The following is a 17885-nucleotide window of genomic DNA, read 5'->3' as shown; positions in this document are numbered from 1 at the left end:
TTTCATGTCGGATCGATGGGGCAATTCACCACAGGACCCCGGCGCACCCGCACCGCACCCGGGCACGGACGCGGACCCGGATGCGGGCACGGACGCAGACCCGGACATGGACCTGGACCTGGACATGGACCTGGACCTGGACCTGGACCTGGACATGGACCTGGACATGGACCCGGACCCGGACCCGGACCCGGACCCGGACATGGACCCGGGCACCGGTACGGACATCCACCTGGAGCTCACCGGTGAGGGGACCCGGCGCGAGCAGCTGATGCGGGCGCTGCGCGAGGCGATCGGCTCGGGCCGGCTGGCCCCCGGTGTCCGCCTCCCCCCGTACCGGAGCCTGGCCAGGGACCTGGGCGTCGCCCTCAACACGGCCGCCGCGGCCTACGGCGAGCTGGTCGCCGAGGGGTGGCTGACGGCGCGGCAGGGCTCGGGCACCCGCGTGGCCCGGCGCAGCTCCCCGCTCGCGTCCGAGGCTCCCCGCCGCTCCGCGCCGCCCGTACGCCGGCCCTCCTACGACATGATGCCCACCTCCCCGGACGCCTCGGCGTTCCCCCGGCAGGCCTGGCAGACCTCGTCGCGCCGCGCGCTCGGCGCCGCCCCCAACGACGCCTTCGGCGTGGGCGACCCGCGCGGCCGCGTCGAACTGCGCGTCGCGCTCACCGAGTACCTCGCCCGTGCCCGCGGGGTGCGGACCGCGCCCCACCGGATCGTCGTCTGCGCCGGGTTCGCCCACGCCCTGAGGATCCTGGGCGAGGTGCTGGACGGGACGGTGGCCGTCGAGTCGTACGGCCTGGACTTCCACCGGTCCCTGCTCGCCGCGGCGGGACGGGACACGGTGCCCCTGCGGCTGGACGCGCGCGGAGCCAGAATCGAGGAGCTGCCCGGCACCGGGGCCGGGGCCGTCCTGCTCACCCCGGCCAACCAGTTCCCCACCGGAGGACCCCTGCACTCCGAGCGCCGGGCGGCCGTCATCGACTGGGCCCGCGCCTCGGGAGGGCTGGTCCTGGAGGACGACTACGACGGTGAGTTCCGCTACGACCGCCAGCCGATCGGCGCGGTGCAGGGCCTGGACCCGGATCGCGTCGTCTACCTCGGCTCCACCAGCAAGAGCCTGTCCCCGGCGCTCCGCCTGGGGTGGATGGTCCTGCCCGAGCGCCTCGTCGACGCCGTCCTGGCCGCCAAGGGTCCCCGGGAGCTGTGGTCGGGGGCGCTGGACCAGCTCACCCTCGCCGACTTCATCGCCTGCGGCGCCTACGACCGGCACCTGCGGCGCATGCGGCCGACCTACCGGCGCCGCCGCGACCAGCTCCTCGCCGTCCTCGCCGAGCGGGCCCCGCACATCAGGGTCGGCGGGATCTCCGCGGGCCTGCACGCCGTCCTCGACCTGCCGCCCGGCACCGAGCGGGACGCGCTGCGGGCGGCGGGGCGCCTGGGACTGGCCCTCGACGGGCTCGGCGCGTACCGCCATCCCCGCAGCGCCATGCCCGCCCGCGACGGGCTCGTCATCGGCTACGGCACCCCGCCCGAGCACGCCTTCACCGGAGCGCTGCACGCCCTGTGCCTGGCCCTGCCCCCGGCTCCCGGCTGAGAGTTCCCGCCCGGGTACGGGTACCCCGCCGGCCACGACCGTGCCTCCGGTCAGGCACGCCTTCACGGCGCCGCCGATGTCATGCGTGACCTCCCTCGGACCCGCCGAGCTTGCATCAGGAGCATACGATGTTGTCCATGACGCAAGACATCGAGGACATGGAGAGCCTCGTCCGCAGACGCCTCCGTGCCCTGAGGGTCGCGCAGGGCTGGTCCCTGGAGGAACTGGCCGGGCGTGCCAACCTCAGCCAGTCCTCGCTGAGCCGCATCGAGAACGGCCGGCGCCGTCTCGCGCTGGACCAGCTCGTCACCCTCGCCCGAGCCCTGGACACCACCCTCGACCAGCTCGTCGAGACCGCCACCGACGACGTCGTCACCAGCCCGACGATCGACGGCGCCCACGGCCGGATGCGCTGGCCCGTCAAGAGCGACCCCGGCATGAGCGTCATACGCCAGCGCGTGACCGAGCCGCCGCCCGACAACCCCTCCCGGATGCGCGCCCACCCCGGCCGGGAGTGGCTGGTCGTGCTCTCCGGCACCGCGATCCTCATGCTGGGCCACCGGCGCTTCCGTCTCGAGACCAACCAGGCCGCCGAGTTCCCGACCATGATGCCGCACGCCATCGGCGCCGAGGGCGGGCCGTGCGAGATCCTGGGTATCTTCGACCGGGACGCCCGCCGCGGGCACCAGTCCGAGGCCGTCGGCGACGACGGTGTCCCCGGTGCCCCCGGATGACGCCGACCCCTCCGGTACGGCCGCGTCTTGCGCGTCGGGCCCCGCCATGCGCCGACATCTTGCGTATACCGGGAGAGGTCCTGCCGTACAGGCAAAACCGGCCTACGGTGACGGCATGACCAACGCACACCCGCACACCCCCGCCCACGACGCACCGCACGGGGCGCCGCACGACGCTTCGCACGACCACCACCGGCAGGACGACACCGACCTGGCGGAGATCCTCGACCTGGACGCGGAGGTGCTCGGCGAGCACATCGCGTCCATCATCGCGTGGCTGCCGCTGAAGACCGGCCCGCGCCACATCGTGGACCTGGGCTCCGGCACCGGAGCGGGCACCTTCGCCCTCCTCGACCGCTTCCCCGAGGCGCACGTCACGGCCGTCGACGCCTCTCCCGGGCACCTGCAGCGCCTGCGGAGAAAGGCGTGCGCCCGGAACGCGGACGACCGCGTGCGCACCGTGCAGGCCGACCTCGACGCCGCCGACTGGCCCGACCTCGGCAGGCCGGACCTGGTCTGGGCCTCGGCCTCGATGCACCACCTGGCCGACCCCGCCCGCACGCTGCGCACCGTCCGCGGCCTGCTCGCCCCGGACGGCCTGCTCGCCGTCGTCGAGCTGGCCGGATTCCCCCGCTTCCTGCCCGAGGACGCCCCGAAGGAGCGGCCCGGCCTGGAGGACCGCTGCCACGCCGCGACCGAGCGCTTCCACGCCGAGCACCTGCCCCACCGCGGCGCCGACTGGGGGCCGATGCTGGTCGCCGCCGGATTCACCCTCGAAGGCGAGCGCACCGTCACCGTGAACATCGAGGGCCCCCACGACGAGGCCGTCGGCCGCTACGCGCTCAGCGGCCTGCTCCGCATCCGCGGTGCCGCCGCGCACGCGCTCGACGCCGCGGACCTCGCCGCTCTCGACCGGCTGCTCGACACGGACGGCCCCCACGGCATCCTGCGCCGCGACGACCTCGTCGTCCGCACGGAGCGCACCGTCTGGGCGGCACGCCCCTGATCCCCGCCCGCACGGACCCTAGTAGGACACCTGGGTCTGCGCGTTCAGCTCCTTGATCCTGACCTTGGACGCCGGGTCGGTCAGCGGGTCGTCGATGCGGAGCACGTCCAGGCCCCTGGTGATGTCACTGGAGTAGATGTGGCCGTTGTAGTAGTACGCCGACCACGAACCGCCGACCCCCTGGACGGGGCCCCGCTCGAAGAAGCCGATCTCCTTGGGGGCGGTCGAGTCGGTGAAGTCCCAGACGGACACCCCGCCCTGGTACCAGGCCTGCACCATGATGTCCTTGCCCGGTACCGGCAGCAGCGAGCCGTTGTGCGCGACGCAGTTCTCCTCGGCCGTCTGCTCCCTCGGGATCTTGAAGTAGCCGCGGAGCTCCAGCCTGCGCTCGGAGGTGAGGTCGTACACGGCGTTGGCGCCCTTGGTCTTCGGGGTGTTGGCGTCACAGGTGGCGGCCACGCCACCGCCCAGCTCGTCACCGAAGACGACCTTGGTGGCGTCGTTGTTGAACGTCGCCGAGTGCCAGATGGCGAAGTTCTCCTCGTCCTTCACGTGCTGGAGCACCGTGGGGTTGACCCGGTCGGTGATGTCCAGCAGGATCCCGTCGCCGAAGCAGGCGGCCGCGGCCAGGTTCTTCTCCGGGTAGGCCGTGATGTCGTGGCAGCCGCCGATGCCGCCCTGCCCCGCCGTGTCGGAGAGCGCCGGGGTGGAGACCACCTTGGCCTTCTCCGGGGTCTCGACCGGCACCTCGACCACGGAGATCTTGTTGTGCGGGGCCGGGCAGGTCGACGACGTGGGCTCGGGCCCGGGGGAGGAGATGTAGAGGTAGAGCCGGTCGGCCTTCTCGCCCGGGACGAGGGTGTGGGTGTGCGAGCCGCAGTCGGTACGCACCGCCGAGACGAACTTCGGGTGGGCCTTGTCCTTGATGTCGAAGATCCGGATGCCCTCCCAGCCGTCGGACTCGGGCTCGCCGCGCTGGGCCTCGCACTCGGGACCGTTCCGGGCGGAGTCGATCGACAGGAACAGCAGGTCCCCGCTCACCGAGATGTCGTTCTGCTCGCCGGGGCAGAGCACCTGGCTGGCCGGTGAGGGCTGGGCCGGGTCGGAGATGTCGAAGATGCTGAAACCGTCGAAGTTGCCGACGAACGCGTAGTCCCCCTGGAAGGCCAGGTCGGTGCCCCACGCCTGCGGCCCGTTGAGCGGCGCGCCGAGCGGGACGTTGGCCAGGTGGGTGACGTTGCCGCTGTGGACGCCGTCACCGGAGATGCCCGGGGCGGGGGTCCTGGAGGACTCCCCGGCCGGGCTCGGGCTCTGCGCGGGAGCGGCCGGGGCGGACGAGCCCGCCGCGGCCGATGGAGCCGAGGAGACCGGATCCGCCCCGCATCCGGCCACCAGAAGTAGCGCTGCCAGTCCGAATGCCACGGTCGGTCGCACGGTGCCCCCATTACGTTGTTCCACTTGCCCCATTATTGAAGGTATGTGGAAGATGCGTATGCCGGGTCAGGTTATCGCGGTGATCATGGCGATATCGGCGGTCGGCGGCTGCGCGGGGACCCAGCCGGAGCGCCCGGCGCCGCTCGTCGCCGACGGCGGCGCGCCCGTGATCATTCCGGGAGGGCCGGGTGAGGCCGGGCGCACGGCCTCACCGGGCGAGAACCTCGGCGAGTCCGAGGCGCGGGTCACCGCGGCCGACGTGAGGTTCGCCGAGGACATGATCCCGCACCACCGGCAGGCGCTGGAGATGGCCGATCTGGTGCCGTCCCGGTCGTCCTCACCCGTCCTGCGCGGGCTCGCCGAGCGGATCACCGCCGCGCAGCGTCCGGAGATCGCCGCCATGACGTCGTGGCTCAGGGCGGCCGGACGGTCCCCGGACGGCCAGGGGGACGGGCACGCGGGGCAGGGGGGTCACGACGACGTCGTCACGCTGGAGCAGATGAACCGGCTGCGGACGGCCAGGGGAGCGGACTTCGACACGCTCTTCCTCACCCTCATGATCGCCCATCACGAGGCCGCGGTCACGATGGCCGGGCGCCAGCTCCGCGAGGGCACCGACCGGGCCATGCTGGCCACCGCCAAGGACGTCGTCTCGGGTCAGGCCATCGAGATCGCCAGGATGCGGCGGCTGCTCGCGTCCCCGGCCTGAGGCGGGCGCGGCGCGCAGGACCGTGACGGTCCCGTGACGGCCCCGCGCACACCGGCCGGCACGGCCGATGCCGGGACGGGGATCGCCGCGGGTCCGCCCAACCGGCGGACACGACGGACGAAGCGGACATGGCGAACGCAGCGGACGCGGTGGGTCAGGAGCTCCAGAGCATGTTGCTCAGCTCGGCGTCCAGATCCATGAAGTCGGTCTCGCGACCGGCCGGGACCAGCTCGTACGTCCGGTGCAGGAACTCCGTGAGCGGGGCCAGCGGCACCTCGAACAGGGCCTGGCCGAACGGTGAGGTGAGGCTGATGTGCAGGGTGCGCTCGCCCTCGGCGCGGGCGGGCCACACCTGGACGTCCCCGTCGCCCACCCGCCGCACGATGCCGACCGTCAGCAGCTCGCGAGCGAAGATCCACTCGACCGGCTCGTCGTTCCCGACATGGAAGGCCATGCGGATCGCGTACGGGTCGCCGGCCGTGTAGCCCAGGCCGGCGAGAAGAGGGACGGTGGTACGGTCGGGGACCACAAGCCGAAGGCCTAGCTCGGCAGAGACGGTGGCGCTGTTCATCGTCAGCCAAACCTTTTTCGTCGTCGGTCCCCTCTGCGGGGCTTTCACTGCTCTGAACGGCTTCGTTCCGCGTGAGCTCTCACGCGGAACGAAGGAACCTGTAGGAAAGATTCCGCCTCCACGCCCTTCTGTAACACAGATCACAGCGAGACATTTGGGCATCTACCTGGCTAAACATCACCAACAGGGCCGTATTTGCAAGGGTTTTGCGTATCGTTTTGGTCACCGTCGACTCCCCGGCGGGGCGTCTCGGGTGATTCGGGTCGAGCCTGGGTCGTTCGGTGCTTCTGCGGATCAGGACGATGCTATGACACCGTAGCCCTCCGCCGGATGCATCCTCGGACCTTTGCCTCCCGGCCGTGTCGTTCTCAAGATCTTTTATAGGCCGTCACCGCTTCGCGAGCGGTCCCGGATTGCTGTATGGTTTTCCACGTCGGCACCGTGAGGCGCCGCACAGGGCGGGCGATTAGCTCAGCGGGAGAGCGCTTCGTTCACACCGAAGAGGTCACTGGTTCGATCCCAGTATCGCCCACAGTAGCAAGGCGCAGGTCAAGGCCCCCCGGCGGAGTCCGCCGGGGGGCCTTCGACGTTCCCGGGGCCGTCCGGCCCCGCTCGCATGATCGCGTCATGATCCCGCCCGGTCCCGTACGTGCCCGGAGCGGGGGCGTGCCCCGGATTCCTGATCTACTTCGTAAAGGCGGGCGGTCGCCGAGCGCGTGGATGTCGGTGGGCGGTGGCATCCTGGGGGCGTGAGAGCCCACACCGTCAGTCCCCGGTTCATCGGGCGCGCGGCCGAGCTGGCCGCCCTGGAGCGCGCGCTCGGCGGGGCGCGCGCCGGATCGGCCTCCACGGTGTTCGTGGGCGGCGAGGCCGGGGTGGGCAAGACCCGCCTCGTCCGCGAGTTCGCCCGGCGCGCGGGCGACGCCTTGGTCCTCATCGGCGGGTGCCTGGAGCTCGGCACCGACGGCCTGCCCTTCGCCCCCTTCACCGCGGTGCTCCGCACGCTCGCCCGCGACCTGGGGCACGACGGGGTCGCCGCCCTGCTGCCGGGCGGCACGACCCGGGAGCTGGCCCGGCTGCTGCCGGAGTTCGGCGAGCCCGACAGGGAGGGCGCCGAGGCACGGGCCCGGCTCTTCGAGCAGGTCCTGGGGCTGCTGGAGGGGCTCGCCGAGCTCCGGCCGACGGTGCTGGTCGTCGAGGACGCCCACTGGGCCGACCGCTCCACCCGTGACCTGCTGTCGTTCCTGGTCCGCTACCGGCGTGCCGACACCCGGCTGCTGACCCTGGTCACGTACCGGATCGACGAGATCCACCGCACCCACCCGCTGCGCCCGCTGCTGGCCGAGCTGGGCCGGGTCGACGGGGTCGGCCGCCTGGAGCTGGGCAGGCTGAGCCGGCGGGAGGTGGACGAGCAGGCCGCGAGCATCCTGGGCACCGGGCCGGGTGCCGTCCCCGAGACCGACATGGACCTGGTCTACGCGCGCAGCGAGGGCAACCCGCTCTTCGTCGAGGCGCTGCTCAGCGGTGACGGGAGCGAGGCGCTGCCCGAATCCCTGCGTGACCTGCTGCTGGCCAGCGTCGAGCGCCTTCCCGAGGAGACCCAGGAGCTGCTGAGGCTGGCCGCCGCGGGCGGGGCGAGGGTCGAGCACGCGATGCTGGCGGCGGTCGCCGGCGCGGGCGAGGCCGAGCTCTCCGGCCTGCTGCGCCCCGCGGTGGCGGGCAACGTCCTGGTCGTGGACGGCGAGACGTACGCGTTCCGGCACGCGCTGATCCGCGAGGCCGTCCACCACGACCTGCTGCCCGGCGAGCGGATCCGGCTGCACACCCGTTTCGCCGAGGCGCTGGAGCGCGACCCCGGCCTGCTGCCGGCCCCGCGCGGGGCCGTCGAGCTGGCCCACCACTGGTACGCCGCGCGCGACCACCTGTGGGCACTGATGAGCGCCTGGCGCGCGGCCGCCGCGGCCAGGAGGGCGGCCGCCTACGACGAGCAGCTCAGGATGCTGGACCGGGTGCTGGAGCTGTGGGAGACGGTGCCCGACGCCGCCGGGCGGATCGGGACCGACCATGTCGAGGTGCTCCGGCAGGCCGCCACCGTGGCCCACCTGGCGGGGGAGTTCGAGCGGGGCCTCTCCCTGGCCAAGGCGGCGCTGCGCGAGATCGACATCGAGGCCGACCCGATCCGTGCGGCCCGGCTGCTGCGGCAGCGCGGCCTGGTCAGGTACGACCTCGGCCGGCCCGGTTCCGTCGAGGACCTGCGGACCGCCGTCGCGCTGGTCCCGGCCGAACCGCCGACGGGCCTGCGCGCCCAGGTCGTGGAGAAGCTGGCGCGGGTGCTCCACCACTCCGGGAACTCGCAGGAGAGGGAGGCCCTGGCCGAGGAGGCGATACGCATCGCCCGCCAGGTGGGCGACGCCGACACCGAGGCCCACGCGCTCATCACCCTCACCTGTGGCGGGTGTCACTACGCGGACATGGAGGGCCGGCTCGACGCCTTCGCGCGGGCACGCGAGGTCGCCGGGCGGGCCAGCACCTACGGCGCGCTGATGCGGGCCGTCATCTCCGAGTCCGACGCCTTCGAGGGGGCCGGCTGGCACGAGCGGGCCGCCGAGGTCGCCCGCCGGGGCGTCGCGGACGCCGAGGCGTACGGCCTGGCCCGCACCTCGGGTGCCTTCCTGGCGATCAACCTGGCCGAGCCCCTGGTCTCGCTGGGGCGCTGGGACGAGGCGCTGGAGGTGATCGAGCACGCCCTGGAGGTCTCCCCGCCCGCGCCGTTCCGCGCGAGCCTGCAGGGGCTGGCCGTCGACGTCGCACTGGCCCGCGGTGACCTGGACCGGGCCGGGGTGCTCCTCGCGGCCTCGCGGGCGGTGTTCCACCAGGGGGCGCACAAGGACCAGGCGGTCCTGCCCACGCTGCGCAGGGAGATCGGGTCGCTGGCCGCCCACGGCCGGTTCGACGAGGCGTGCGCGCTCGTCGAGCGGATCCTGGACCAGCGCGACCTGACCGACTCGCCCCGCTACGCCTGGCCCCTGCTGCTGACCGCCGTCCGGGTGCCGGGGGCTCCCGTGGACCGGCTGCGGAGGCTGGCGGAGAAGCTCGCCGCGGAGGGGGACCTCCAGCGGGCGCACGGCCTCACCTTCGCCGCCGAGGTGGGCCGGCTCGACGGCACGGACGACCACGGGCGGTGGCGGGCGGTGGCCTCGGCCTGGGCCGGGCTGCGCCAGCCCTATGCCGAGGCCCGTGCCCTGCTCGGTGCCGCCGAGGCCGCGATCGCGTCGGGGGAGCGCGAGGCGGCGGCCGGTGACCTGTCGAAGGCGGCCGGGCTCGCGGCCGGGCTGGGGGCGGCACCGCTGGCCGCCGGGATCGAGGCCCTGGCCGGACGGGCACGGATCGCGATCGCCGAGGGGGCGGAGCCGGCCCGGACGCCCCCCGCGGTCCCGTCCCCCCGGATGGCGGGGTTCGGGCTCACCGCGCGCGAGCGCGAGGTGCTGGCCCTGGTGGTGGCCGGGCGCAGCAACCGGGAGATAGCCGGTGAGCTGTTCATCTCGGTGAAGACCGTCAGCGTGCACGTCTCGAACATCCTCGCCAAGCTGGGCGTCGCCTCGCGCGGGGAGGCGGCGGCCACCGCGCACCGGCTGCAGCTGGTCCAGCGGTAGGGGCCCGCTTTTCCGGCTGTCGTTCGCCGGATCGCGCGTTGCTGCGAGGATCTTTCATCCCCTTATCCGGTCGATGATCTCCACGGGTCCGCCGTGCCCGTCCGTGCCGTTGTACGCCCGTGCCCGCCCCATGCCCGCACCTGTCCGTGACCGGCCGTTCCCGGTGCCCGACCCTTTCGGGCGGCTCTCCCGGACGGCCCGGCAGGCCCGGAAAGAGCGGGATCCTCGCGTCCACCGGCGGCTTCACGAAGCCCTCCGGGGACCCTTTCCGCGGGCCCTTCGACATCCGGTAAGCGGCCCGTCTCGACCCGTTGACGTGCCCGTAGCACGTATGTAACATTTGGCCAGCGCAATGCAAAAATATTGCAAATGACTGTTAAATTTTCTCCTGACTTCGCAACTTCTGCCAGCGTTGCGCTGCGCACCGCTCGTCCCGCCGACCGTCCCCCGCAGGCATCCCGGCGTACACGGCGACCAGCACCCCCCAGCCTCTCCCCGTCCCCGTCGTTCCAGACGAGAGATAGAGGAACAATGAGAAAGCAGTACCTGGCGCTGAGGCTGGTGGCGGCGATGGCCGCCACCAGCCTGCTCGCCCTGGCCGGTGCGGTCACACCGGCCACGGCGGCGGCCGCCCCCAACCTGGCGGCGGGCAAGGCGGCCTCGGCCTCCGGCTCCAACGCCCCGTACGTGGCCGGCAACGTCAACGACACAAACGCCTCCACCTACTGGGAGAGCCCCAACAACGCCTTCCCGCAGTGGGTCCAGGTGGACCTCGGGGCCACGGCCACCGTGAACAGGGTCGTGCTGAAGCTGCCTCCGGCGACGGACTGGGCCACCAGGACCCAGACCCTGTCGGTGCAGGGCAGCACGAACGGCTCGTCCTTCTCCACCCTCGCCGCCTCCGCGGGCCGCACCTTCAACCCGGCGACCGGCAACACGGTGACGATCGACTTCACCGCGGCCGGCACCCGGTACGTGCGGCTGAACATCACCGCCAACACCGGCTGGCCCGCCGGGCAGCTCTCGGAGTTCGAGATCTACGGTCCCGAGGGCACCGGCGATGACACCACGCCGCCGACCGCGCCGGGGAACCTGGCCTACACCCAGCCCGCCGCCGGGCAGATCAGGCTGACCTGGAACGCCTCCACCGACGCCGTCGGCGTGACCGGCTACGAGGTGTACGCCAACAACGTCCTGCGCGCCAGCGTGGCGGGCAACGTGCTGACCTACACCGACAGCCAGCCCGACACCGCGACCGTGTCCTACCGCGTCAGGGCCAGGGACGCCGCGGGCAACCGGTCGGGCGACAGCAACACCGTGACCCGCAACGGCTCCACGCCGGGCGGCACCAACCTCGCCCTGGGCAAGCCGATCAGCGCCTCCTCCTCGATCTTCACCTTCGTGGCCGCCAACGCCAACGACAACAGCACCGCCACCTACTGGGAGGGCAGCGCGTACCCGGCCACCCTCACGGTGAACCTGGGGTCGAACGCCACCCTCGGCTCGGTCGTGGTGAAGCTCAACCCCGACAGCGCCTGGGCCACCCGTACCCAGACCATCGAGGTCCTGGGCCGCGGGCAGGGCACGAGCGGGTACACCACCCTGTCACCGGCGGCGCAGTACACCTTCAACCCGGCCACGGCCAACACCGTGACGATCCCGGTCTCCGGCACCGCCGCCGACGTCCAGCTGAAGATCACCTCCAACTCCGGCGCCCCGTCCGGGCAGGTCGCGGAGTTCCAGGTCCTCGGCACCCCGGCGCCGAACCCGGACCTGACGATCACCGGCCTGACCGCGTCCCCGGCGAGCCCGGTCGAGACCGACTCCGTCACGCTCTCGGCGACGGTCAGGAACGGCGGCACCGCCGCATCCGGCGCGACGAACGTCAACTTCTACCTCGGCACCACGAAGGTCGGCACCGCCGCGGTCGGCGCGCTGGCCGCGGGGGCGTCGGTCACCGTCTCGGCGAGCGCCGGTCCCCGGGACGCGGGCAGCTACCCGCTGAGCGCCAAGGTCGACGAGGGCGGGAGCGTCAACGAGCAGAACGAGTCCAACAACACCTTCTCGGCCTCCTCCCCGCTCGTCGTCAGGCCCGTCGACACCGCCGACCTGGTGGCGACGACGACCTGGACCCCGGGCAACCCGTCGGCGGGCAACGTCGTCACCTTCTCCGTGGCGATCAAGAACCAGGGCACCGCGGCCTCGGCGGGCGGCGCTCACGGCATCACGCTGACCGTGCTCAACGAGTCCGGCACGGTCGTGCGGACGCTGACCGGCTCCCACACCGGCGTGATCGCCGCTGGCGCCACCGCGGCCACGGTCACCCTGGGCACCTGGACGGCCGGCAACGGCAGGTACACGGTCAGGACGGTCCTGGCCGACGACGCCAACGAGCTTCCGGTCAAGCGCGCCAACAACACCTCCACCCGGCCGTTCTTCGTCGGCCGCGGCGCCAACATGCCGTACGACATGCTGGAGGCCGAGGACGCCGTGGTCGGCGGCGGGGCGGCCGTGGTCGGCCCGAACCGCACCATCGGCGACGTGGCCGGCGAGGCGTCGGGCCGCAGGGCCGTGACGCTGAACACCACCGGCAGCTACGTCGAGTTCACCACCAAGGCCAGCACCAACACCCTGGTCACCCGCTTCTCCATCCCCGACGCCCCGGGCGGCGGCGGCATCGACTCCACGCTGAACGTCTACGTCGACAACACCTTCCTCAAGGCGATCAACCTGACGTCCAGGTACGCCTGGCTGTACGGCGCCGAGGCGTCCCCCGGCAACTCGCCCGGCTCCGGCGGGCCGCGTCACATCTACGACGAGGCGAGCCTCATGCTCGGGACCACCGTCCCGGCCGGCAGCAGGATCAGGCTGCAGAAGGACCCCGCCAACACCACCACGTACGCGATCGACTTCATCAACACCGAGCAGGTCGCGCCGGTCGCCAACCCCGACCCCGCCAGGTACACCGTCCCGGCCGGGTTCACCCACCAGGACGTGCAGAACGCGCTGGACAAGGTGCGGATGGACACCACCGGCACGCTGGTCGGCGTCTACCTGCCGGCGGGCACCTACCAGACCGCGAGCAAGTTCCAGGTCTACGGCAAGGCGGTCAAGGTGGTCGGCGCGGGCCCCTGGTACACCCAGTTCCGCGCTCCCGCCAGCCAGGACAACACCGACATCGGGTTCCGCGCCGAGGGATCCGCGAACGGCTCGTCGTTCGCGAACTTCGCCTACTTCGGCAACTACACCTCGCGCATCGACGGCCCCGGCAAGGTGTTCGACTTCGCAGGCGTCGCCGACGTGGTGATCGACAACATCTGGAACGAGCACATGGTCTGCCTCTACTGGGGCGCCAACACCGACCGGGTGACGATCAAGAACTCCCGGATCCGCAACATGTTCGCCGACGGCATCAACATGACCAACGGCAGCACCAACAACCTGGTCAGCAACAACGAGGCCCGGGCGACCGGTGACGACAGCTTCGCGCTGTTCTCGGCCATCGACGCCGGCGGGGCCGACATGAAGGGCAACGTCTACGAGAACCTGACCTCCATCCTGACCTGGCGGGCCGCGGGCATCGCGGTCTACGGCGGGTACGACAACGTCTTCCGCAACATCTACATCGCCGACACGCTGGTCTACTCGGGCATCACGATCAGCTCGCTGGACTTCGGCTACGCGATGAACGGCTTCGGCGCCAGCCCGCCGACCCGGTTCGAGAACATCTCGATCGTCCGCGCCGGTGGCCACTTCTGGGGCCAGCAGGTCTTCCCCGCGATCTGGGTGTTCTCCGCCTCCAAGGTCTTCCAGGGCATCCGCGTCAGCAACGTGGACATCGTGGACCCGACCTACGGCGGCATCATGTTCCAGACGAACTACGTCGGGGGCCAGCCGCAGAACCCGGTCAAGGACACGATCTTCACCAACGTCACGATCACCGGCGCCCGCAAGAGCGGCGACGCCTTCGACGCCAAGTCCGGCTGGGCCATCTGGGCCAACGAGATGCCCGAGCCCAACCAGGGGCCGGCGGTCGGCTCGGCGACCTTCAACAACCTCCAGATGAGCAACAACGTCCAGAACATCAAGAACACCACGTCCACCTTCACGATCAACGTCAACCCGTGATCACCGTCCACGGGTGATCACCGACGGCCGGTGACCCGCGGGCGACCGCGGGACCCGTGACGACCCGGCACCGCCGGGAGGCCCCGCCTCCCGGCGGTGTCCTGCGTCCCCGCCCGGCCGCGTCCGGTGTCCCGTCGTTCCGTGTCCCGCGGTGCACGCCCGGGTCGCGCCTTCCGCGACCCCGACGGACCCCGACGGATCCCGACGGGCCCCGGTCGGTCGCGGCCGTTCCCGGACTTCGCGGCCGGTCGGCCCCGGGTTCCCCGTCATCCGGGGGAGCATCCCTCGTACACTGATCCGATGATCTCCCCCGAGAACGGCCCCGAGGTGAGCGACGCGTCGAGGGTCCTGCAGCGCGTCTTCGGCTACGACTCGTTCCGGGCCGGGCAGCAGGAGATCATCGACCACGTGGTGGCCGGTGGCGACGCCCTGGTGCTCATGCCGACCGGTGGCGGCAAGTCGCTGTGCTACCAGATCCCCGCGCTGGTCCGTAAGGGCACCGGGGTGGTGATCTCGCCGCTCATCGCGCTCATGCAGGACCAGGTGGACGCCCTCACCACGCTCGGCGTACGGGCCGGTTTCCTCAACTCCACCCAGGACTTCGACGAGCGCCGCCGGGTGGAGTCGGCCTTCCTCTCCGGTGAGCTGGACCTGCTCTACCTGGCGCCGGAGCGACTGAGGGTCGACGCGACGCTGCGGCTGCTGGACAGCGGGGTGATCTCGCTGTTCGCCATCGACGAGGCGCACTGCGTGGCCCAGTGGGGGCACGACTTCAGGCCGGACTACCTGGCGCTGTCCGCGCTGCACGAGCGCTGGCCCGACGTGCCGCGCATCGCGCTGACCGCGACCGCCACCAAAGCCACCCACGCCGAGATCGCCTCCCGGCTCAACCTGGAGCGGGCCCGGCACTTCGTGGCCAGCTTCGACCGCCCCAACATCCAGTACCGCATCGTGCCCAAGAACGAGCCCAAGCGGCAGCTTCTGGAACTGCTGCGCGCCGAGCACCCCGGGGACGCGGGCATCGTCTACTGCCTGTCCCGCAACTCGGTCGAGAAGATCGCGGAGTTCCTGGTGGCGAACGGCATCCCGGCGCTGCCGTACCACGCGGGGCTCGACTCCCGCACCCGGGCGGCCAACCAGGCGCGGTTCCTGCGCGAGGACGGTCTCGTGATGGTCGCCACCATCGCGTTCGGCATGGGCATCGACAAACCCGACGTGCGGTTCGTCGCCCACCTGGACCTGCCCAAGTCCATCGAGGGCTACTACCAGGAGACCGGCCGCGCCGGGCGCGACGGCCTGCCCTCCACCGCCTGGCTCGCCTACGGCCTGCAGGACGTCGTGCAGCAGCGCAAGATGATCGACACCTCCGAGGGCGACGACGTCCACCGCCGCCGCCTGGGCACCCACCTGGACGCCATGCTCGCGCTCTGCGAGGCGGTCGAGTGCCGCCGCGCACGGCTGCTCGCCTACTTCGGCCAGGAGGGCACCGCCTGCGGCAACTGCGACACCTGCCTGTCGCCGCCCGAGGCCTGGGACGGCACGGTCGCCGCGCAGAAGGTCCTGTCGACGGTGTTCCGCCTCATGCGCGAGCGCCGCCAGAAGTTCGGCGCGGGCCAGATCATCGACATCCTGCTGGGGAAGAAGACGGCCAAGGTCATCCAGCACGACCACGACGCCCTGACCGTGTTCGGCATCGGCACGGAGCTGAGCGAGGCCGAATGGCGCGGCGTGGTGCGCCAGCTGCTGGCCCAGGGGCTGCTGACCGTCGAGGGCGACTACGGCACCCTGGTGCTGACCGAGGCGAGCGCCGAGGTGCTGGGCCGCCGGCGCCAGGTCCCGCTGCGGCGCGAGCCGGAACGACCGGCGCGCGCCTCCAGGGCCGCGAAGACCGCCACCGGCCGCAAGGCCGACCCGGTCGAGATGCCCGAGGAGGCGACCGGCGTGTTCGAGCTGCTCCGCTCCTGGCGGGCCGCCACCGCCAAGGAACAGGGCGTGCCCGCGTACGTGATCTTCCACGACGCGACCCTGCGCGAGATCGCCACCCGTTTCCCCGCCTCCCTGCAGGAGCTCGGCACGGTGAGCGGGGTCGGCGAGAACAAGCTCGCCAAGTACGGTGACCAGGTGCTGGAGACCCTCGCCGGTTCGCGCCGGGAAGCCGCCGCCGACGATCCGGACCCGGACGCCCCGTGGGCCGGTCCCGACCGGGAGCCCCAGGAGTACGACGACGATCCGCCGGTGTTCCCCTGAGGTAGAATCGGGGCAATCCGGGTCTGGAGGCCCGAAGCGGTGCGCAGGTGGAAGCCTGGAGGCGGACGTCGGCCTCCGGGCTTCTCTCGTTGACGGACCGCCGTGCTGCGGACTCCCGGAAGAGGACGGTCGTTGGCTGACAGAAGGAACGATCCGGTGGTGGTCGTCGGGCTCGGCCGTTTCGGCGGCTCCCTGGCGATGGAGCTGTGCCGCCGGGGGACCGAGGTGCTCGCCATCGACAACCGTCCCAAGGTGGTCCAGAGCATGGCGGCGAAGCTCACCCACGTGGTCGTCGCCGACTCCACCGACATCGAGGCGCTGCGGCAGATCGGGGTGCCCGACTTCTACCGGGCGGTCGTCGCCATCGGCACCGACCTGGAGTCCAGCATCCTCACCACGTCCCTGCTCGTCGAGCTGGAGATCGAGGACGTCTGGGCCAAGGCGACCAGCCGCGATCACGGCCGCATCCTGGAGCGGGTCGGGGCCCACCACGTGATCCTGCCCGAGCACGACATGGGGGAGCGGCTGGCCCACCTGCTCAACGGTCGGATGCTCGACTACATGGAGGTCGACGGCGACTACGCGCTGGTCAAGACCCGTCCTCCCCGCGAGTACGTCGGCGTGCCCCTGGGCGAGTCCAACCTGCGCCGCAAGTACGAGGTGACCGTCGTCTGCGTGAAGGGCGAGCACGAGGAGTTCACCTACGCCGACGCCGGGACCGTGCTGGGGTACGGGGACATCATCGTGATCGCGGGCCGGATCGAGAAGGTGGAGCGGTTCACCGAGCTCCTGTGACGCCTGCCCGACGCCGGTCGCGGGCACGGCCGGTGACCCGGCGGTGGTGTGTGATCGCCACCCTCGATCTACACTGGGCGGACTCGACTAGAATGGAGTTCGGTAGCGATGCGATTCGGACTGATGATCAACGAGCCCAAGGGACCCGACGTACTCGGCGGACTGCGGGAGCGCATCGCCCGCGCGGCCGGTGACGGCTTCTCCTCCGTCTGGATGTCGCAGATCTTCAGTCTCGACGCGCTGACCGCGCTGGCCGTGGCCGGAAGCCAGGTGCCCGGCATCGAACTGGGCACCGGCGTCGTCCCGACCTACCCGCGCCACCCGGCCGCCCTCGCCCAGCAGGCCCTCACCGCCAACGCCGCCCTCGACGGGCGGCTCGCGCTCGGCATCGGGCTCTCGCACCAGATCGTGATCGAGGGCATGTACGGCTACAGCTTCGACAGGCCCGCCCGCCACATGCGCGAGTACCTGTCGATCCTGATGCCGCTGGTACGGGGCGAGAACGCCGACTTCGAGGGCGAGACCCTCACCGGCAAGCTCGGGCTGACCACGCCCGGCCCGAGGGACATGCCCGTCCTCATCGCGGCACTGGCCCCCAGGATGCTCAGGCTGGCCGGGGAGGTGGCCGACGGCACGGTGCTGTGGATGACCGGTCCCAGGACCGTGGCCGAGCACGTGGCGCCCGCGGTCACCGAGGCGGCCCGGGCCGCCGGACGGCCTGCGCCGAGGATCGTCTGCGCGCTGCCCGTCTGCGTCACCGACGACGCCGACGCGGCCAGGGCGCTGGCCGCCGAGCGCTTCGAGGTCTACGGTCAGCTGCCGTCGTACCGGGCGGTGCTCGACCGGGAGGGTGCGGCCGGTCCCGCCGACGTGGCGATCGTCGGCGACGAGGACGCGGTGTCGGCGCGGATCGAGGAGCTCGCCAAGGCCGGGGTCACCGACTTCGTCGCCTCCGAGTACTCCTCGGGCGACGGCCGGACGAGGGAGTTCCTCAAGAGCCTGCTGTGAGACCGG

General features: G+C 71.9%; 11 protein-coding genes and 1 tRNA gene. 10 read left to right on the top strand and 2 right to left on the bottom strand.

All coding sequences use genetic code 11. The features are described from left to right. Nucleotides 1-4: 4 nt before the first annotated feature. The 3 genes from pdxR (at nucleotide 5) to ABD832_RS33710 (ending at nucleotide 3334) form a co-directional block, all read left to right on the top strand. Nucleotides 5-1594 carry a MocR-like pyridoxine biosynthesis transcription factor PdxR gene (pdxR, locus tag ABD832_RS33720; protein ID WP_344903740.1) on the top strand — a complete coding sequence of 530 codons (1590 nt, stop codon included), beginning with the start codon at nucleotides 5-7 and terminating at the stop codon, nucleotides 1592-1594. Between the two features lie 137 nt (nucleotides 1595-1731). Beyond that, nucleotides 1732-2328, top strand: coding sequence for a helix-turn-helix domain-containing protein (locus ABD832_RS33715; protein ID WP_344903737.1), 597 nt, complete (start codon nucleotides 1732-1734; stop codon nucleotides 2326-2328). 115 nt (nucleotides 2329-2443) lie between these two features. After that, nucleotides 2444-3334: a class I SAM-dependent methyltransferase gene (locus tag ABD832_RS33710; protein ID WP_344903734.1), complete on the top strand. Its 891-nt coding sequence runs from the start codon at nucleotides 2444-2446 to the stop codon at nucleotides 3332-3334. An 18-nt stretch (nucleotides 3335-3352) separates the two neighbouring features. On the opposite strand, the gene ABD832_RS33705 is transcribed toward ABD832_RS33710, so the two are convergent. Then, nucleotides 3353-4756, bottom strand: a complete 1404-nt coding sequence (locus ABD832_RS33705) for an LVIVD repeat-containing protein (protein ID WP_344903731.1) — start codon at nucleotides 4754-4756, stop codon at nucleotides 3353-3355. A gap of 70 nt (nucleotides 4757-4826) precedes the next feature. On the opposite strand from ABD832_RS33705, the gene ABD832_RS33700 reads away from it, so the two are divergent. Then, complete coding sequence (locus tag ABD832_RS33700; protein WP_344903728.1) at nucleotides 4827-5477, top strand: DUF305 domain-containing protein; 651 nt, start codon at nucleotides 4827-4829, stop codon at nucleotides 5475-5477. Nucleotides 5478-5631: 154 nt separating this feature from the next. On the opposite strand, the gene ABD832_RS33695 is transcribed toward ABD832_RS33700, so the two are convergent. After that, the gene (locus ABD832_RS33695) at nucleotides 5632-6048 is read right to left on the bottom strand and encodes an SsgA family sporulation/cell division regulator (protein ID WP_344903725.1); all 417 of its coding nucleotides are present in this window, start codon (nucleotides 6046-6048) and stop codon (nucleotides 5632-5634) included. 460 nt (nucleotides 6049-6508) lie between these two features. On the opposite strand from ABD832_RS33695, the gene ABD832_RS33690 reads away from it, so the two are divergent. From ABD832_RS33690 to ABD832_RS33665, 6 genes are all read left to right on the top strand, one after another. Next, nucleotides 6509-6580 (top strand) — tRNA-Val (locus ABD832_RS33690). Nucleotides 6581-6797: 217 nt separating this feature from the next. Then, nucleotides 6798-9701, top strand: coding sequence for a helix-turn-helix transcriptional regulator (locus ABD832_RS33685; RefSeq protein WP_344903722.1), 2904 nt, complete (start codon nucleotides 6798-6800; stop codon nucleotides 9699-9701). 531 nt (nucleotides 9702-10232) lie between these two features. Continuing rightward, complete coding sequence (locus ABD832_RS33680; protein WP_344903719.1) at nucleotides 10233-13829, top strand: galactose-binding domain-containing protein; 3597 nt, start codon at nucleotides 10233-10235, stop codon at nucleotides 13827-13829. Between the two features lie 300 nt (nucleotides 13830-14129). Continuing rightward, the gene (gene recQ, locus ABD832_RS33675) at nucleotides 14130-16076 is read left to right on the top strand and encodes a DNA helicase RecQ (RefSeq protein ID WP_344903716.1); all 1947 of its coding nucleotides are present in this window, start codon (nucleotides 14130-14132) and stop codon (nucleotides 16074-16076) included. Nucleotides 16077-16208: 132 nt separating this feature from the next. Beyond that, nucleotides 16209-16871, top strand: coding sequence for a potassium channel family protein (locus tag ABD832_RS33670; protein ID WP_344903713.1), 663 nt, complete (start codon nucleotides 16209-16211; stop codon nucleotides 16869-16871). Nucleotides 16872-16979: 108 nt separating this feature from the next. Continuing rightward, nucleotides 16980-17879, top strand: coding sequence for a TIGR03564 family F420-dependent LLM class oxidoreductase (locus tag ABD832_RS33665; RefSeq protein ID WP_344903710.1), 900 nt, complete (start codon nucleotides 16980-16982; stop codon nucleotides 17877-17879). Nucleotides 17880-17885 lie beyond the last annotated feature (6 nt).

It is taken from the genome of Streptosporangium longisporum (genome assembly GCF_039534895.1).
Taxonomy (GTDB): Bacteria; Actinomycetota; Actinomycetes; order Streptosporangiales; family Streptosporangiaceae; genus Streptosporangium; species Streptosporangium longisporum.
Note: the sequence above shows the minus strand (reverse complement) of the source record. Positions and strands in the feature narration are given on the sequence as shown.

Bases quoted from the DNA above. Each gene is read 5' to 3' on its own strand.
- ABD832_RS33680 (WP_344903719.1), top strand. From the start codon at position 10,233: ATGAGAAAGCAGTACCTGGCGCTGAGGCTGGTGGCGGCGATGGCCGCC.
- ABD832_RS33695 (WP_344903725.1), bottom strand. From the start codon at position 6,048: ATGAACAGCGCCACCGTCTCTGCCGAGCTAGGCCTTCGGCTTGTGGTC.
- ABD832_RS33700 (WP_344903728.1), top strand. From the start codon at position 4,827: ATGCCGGGTCAGGTTATCGCGGTGATCATGGCGATATCGGCGGTCGGC.
- ABD832_RS33710 (WP_344903734.1), top strand. From the start codon at position 2,444: ATGACCAACGCACACCCGCACACCCCCGCCCACGACGCACCGCACGGG.
- recQ (WP_344903716.1), top strand. From the start codon at position 14,130: ATGATCTCCCCCGAGAACGGCCCCGAGGTGAGCGACGCGTCGAGGGTC.
- pdxR (WP_344903740.1), top strand. From the start codon at position 5: ATGTCGGATCGATGGGGCAATTCACCACAGGACCCCGGCGCACCCGCA.
- ABD832_RS33665 (WP_344903710.1), top strand. From the start codon at position 16,980: ATGCGATTCGGACTGATGATCAACGAGCCCAAGGGACCCGACGTACTC.
- ABD832_RS33715 (WP_344903737.1), top strand. From the start codon at position 1,732: ATGACGCAAGACATCGAGGACATGGAGAGCCTCGTCCGCAGACGCCTC.